This is a genomic window from Vibrio sp. T3Y01 (assembly GCF_013114525.1).
In the GTDB taxonomy this organism is placed as follows: Bacteria; Pseudomonadota; Gammaproteobacteria; order Enterobacterales; family Vibrionaceae; genus Vibrio; species Vibrio chagasii_B.
The window spans coordinates 1-3,328 of the sequence record NZ_VTXJ01000047.1; the positions used below are offsets into that span (position 1 = coordinate 1).

Annotated in this window: 5 protein-coding genes; 1 reads left to right on the plus strand and 4 read right to left on the minus strand. The window is 38.4% G+C overall.

The features are described from left to right. Positions 1-59: 59 nt before the first annotated feature. Together F0232_RS24830 and F0232_RS24835 are read right to left on the minus strand one after the other, a co-directional pair. The gene (locus F0232_RS24830; protein WP_171751087.1) at positions 60-338 is read right to left on the minus strand and encodes a single-stranded DNA-binding protein; all 279 of its coding nucleotides are present in this window, start codon (positions 336-338) and stop codon (positions 60-62) included. A gap of 83 nt (positions 339-421) precedes the next feature. After that, positions 422-1,720, minus strand: a complete 1,299-nt coding sequence (locus F0232_RS24835) for a phage/plasmid replication protein, II/X family (RefSeq protein WP_171751088.1) — start codon at positions 1,718-1,720, stop codon at positions 422-424. Positions 1,721-1,841: 121 nt separating this feature from the next. Between F0232_RS24835 and F0232_RS24840 the strand changes: the two genes are divergently transcribed. Then, on the plus strand, positions 1,842-2,345 hold the full coding sequence (locus tag F0232_RS24840; RefSeq protein WP_016797941.1) for a helix-turn-helix domain-containing protein: 504 nt from the start codon (positions 1,842-1,844) through the stop codon (positions 2,343-2,345). Between the two features lie 228 nt (positions 2,346-2,573). On the opposite strand, the gene F0232_RS24845 is transcribed toward F0232_RS24840, so the two are convergent. Further along, the gene (locus tag F0232_RS24845) at positions 2,574-3,086 is read right to left on the minus strand and encodes a hypothetical protein (protein ID WP_017091033.1); all 513 of its coding nucleotides are present in this window, start codon (positions 3,084-3,086) and stop codon (positions 2,574-2,576) included. 51 nt (positions 3,087-3,137) lie between these two features. Continuing rightward, a partial coding sequence (locus F0232_RS24975; RefSeq protein ID WP_216608356.1) for a hypothetical protein occupies positions 3,138-3,328 on the minus strand: 191 nt, incomplete at its 5' end.

Sequence of the window (3,328 nt, forward strand, 5' to 3'; positions counted from 1 at the left end):
CATAATACGCACTTAGGCTAGTTTGATTTGTGGGCCTTAGTGCGGATTCATCTAGCTTTCTATTTATCATTAATTGGTGTTATCAGTATACCGAAGCGTTTCAGTTCTAATGAGCCGTACTGATTTATGACAAAGCTCGATGGATGTAATGTATAAGTTCCGGCAACGTAAGCCGGTTGACCTTGTTCGAGTTGCAGTTTCATTTCGACTGGGAACTTCCCACCTAAGTATGCGTAAGCTATTTGTTCATAGATATTACGCGGTGGCTTATTGTCTTTGGCTGGGATTGAACGACTTTCGACTTGTGCGTTCTCTGAGAATATTTCGATTTTTAACATATGGTTGGTTTCCTTTGGTTGGATAATTACTTAGCTCTATGTATGTACCTGGTGCGCTGCGCGTACCAAGTACATACATAAAACTAAGCGGATAAACGAATAACATTGTCGCCACCGTATCCGTAGAGTTTTGATATATGGCCTGCTATTGGCTCGACATAATCAGTCGGATGTTGTTGTGAGAAATCAATGCTAATGACTTGAAGTAAAGGAACGACATTGTCACTTCCATTGCCTTGCAAGTTTTGTAATTGAGCTTTAGAGAATCCGATTGATAGCAAGTCATTTAAATGCCTAGAAAAAGTTTGTCTTGACGTAAATGATTGATAAACCGCTTTATAACCATCTGAGATAAGTGAACGATAAAACCGGAACAACTTATCGGCTTTGGCATATGAAATATTTCCTTTAGGTGTATAGCGAAAGTAAGTCTGTTTGAGTTTTTGATGCACTTCTTCATCGTTAAATATGTTCATGCGTTGTCCTTCTAGCGCTTCAAGTAATGGTGTAAATGATCTCTTCCAGATGTCTGCAATTAAGTTTTTTCCTGTCGATTCGTATTCTTTTTGGTAGCTAATTGCGTCGAATAAATTCTTGGGGATGTCCATTGCGTCTAAGTATCTACGGTGTGCTCCAGCTTCGAAACGAACTAAATGTCGAGCATAATTAATGAGCTTTGGATCTGACATAACGTCTATGACCCGGTCATATGAACGATTACCTTTTTCTTGTTGTGCGCGGAAGTCACGTAACTGACGGTTAAACTCAGGCCCCTTTAAATAAGCCTTTCTGTCGCAGTGTCGTGAGTTTTTGTTGAAGTAAACTGTTGTTTCGTGCTCATTGCGAACAGCTGTACGCATTTGTTTGTTAGAGACATTTTTAAGTTGTTGGATAACTTGACGAGCTTCTAATTCTGTTTTTACTCGCGCCGAATATGTAGCGTCTACAGCATCAAGTGTTGATGATGGAACATTTAGCATTTCGTACACATCAGGGTAACTGTTGTAGAACGCCATAAGCATTTCGATAGCACCGACTTCGATAGAAGTTGGGCCATATACATTATGACCTTGAAGGATTTTTGCAGGCGACGCTTTCAGCTCAATGCAAGGTGAACGGTATTTTGTACCTTGGTAAATTTTGAATGCCATACCTGTAAAGTGAGTTGGTAATGACTCAAATGGATGGCGTAGATCAGCAACTTCATATTGAGCCGCCCCAACCTCACCAGTAAAAAAGATCGTTTTTGCCTCAAGGCCAATTCCTCGACGAGAGCATTCCTTGATATCTGCGTAAGACACAGCTTCACCCGACTTCTCTTGATGAGTCGTATGGGTAAATTCAGTCTTAAACGGTATTGATATCTTAAGTTTGTCTATCACTCTAAAAACCTGTCAAGAAGATTAACAACTACTTTTGTGTATTTACACATACATTAAAGTATGAGCTAATGATTGGCAACACAAAAGTGGGTGTAAACTTAAACTAAAGTAAGGTTCTTATATGGAAAACGTAAACATGAGTATTGGTGAAGTCTTAAAAGACCGCAGAATTGAACTATCAATCAAACAAGACGATCTTGCAGATAGAATGGATGTTACAGTGCAAACTGTTAGTAAATGGGAACGTGGAATCACAGAACCTAAAGCTAGCCAAGTAGCTGAGTTATCTAGCATCCTTAAATTAAATGAAAAAGAAATCTGTCAAGGTAAGCGCAGCTCAAGCAGTATCGACCCTTTCGATTTTTTAAAATTGGTTAGCTCATGCATACGCGATGCATCAGAAACAGATCTAATACTGACGATCTATGAGCATCTAGAAGATCCAGAAGAGTTTATGTTCGCCCTTTCAGAAAAATCTAACACCCCTTTCTTTACCCATAAAGAAAGACAAAGAGAACAAGCTAAGACGATGTTAGAGCTTTATAAAAATGGTTCTATTCAGTTCAACAATGAAGAAGAGAAAGATCGTTGTTTAAGTGCTTGGGAAGAAGCGCTTAAGAGTTGAATGTCTCAAAATGAGACAAGAGTACACTATTAAAGATAGTGTACCTTCGCCAAGAAGGAGCTATATACGAATGGCTCCTTCCGCGACGAAAAGAGGCCTTTTCCATTCTAAAAGTCTAGCTTTGCCCTACTCCTCAATTTTCCTCGCTCAGTCTCGCTCGTTAATATTCGTCATAGGGCAAACTAATAAAGGTGAGGTTGAAAACTGCCGCGCGATTGAGATCTGAGATTAAATGAAATTAGTGGGCGCTTGGCTGCTCATTTTCAAAAATAAGGATCTTATTTCTTGAAAATCGAGCTCATCTTGAATGACCCAATCAGGGGCCTTTTGATTTATTGAAGCATAACACTCTAAAACCATTTCATTTCTCGAGCTTATAGCATTCTCTAATAACGAAAAATAGTCGTTCGTTGAAGAGACTTCGATACCATACTTTTTGAGAACTTTTGAATAGGAAAGTAAATCAACGTTATTTGTTACAACTCTTTTAGGGAAAGGTGCAGAGTAAACCTTACTTATAGTTTCAAAGAAAGGTTCCTTTTCAATTTCATCACAACTGAAAGACTTTTGATATGGGGTTAGCGAGTCAAAATTATCAACGTCATAAACATTCAACAAATCATTTGAGGTAAGTGGTTCAAATAATTCGTATAGATTTAACTCTGATTGTTCTAAAACAAAAAATGCAGCTAGGTCAGATGCAAAAGAATAGCGAAAGCGCTCGATTTCGTTAATAGGCATATCAAACTCCACAATGTGATTTATGTCACATTATTACATTAGCAAGTAACGTTATGCAATAGGTGTAGTAGTACGTATTATGCAGATTATATTACGGGCTTCACTCATAAAACGATTCTCTCGATGAGCATTAAAAAAGGCCAGCAAGCTGACCTTTCTAATTGAGCATATCCCTCGCCCACGTTTGATTTCATTTAGGCTTTCAGCAAACCTCTCAACATAATTCATAACCATAATACGCA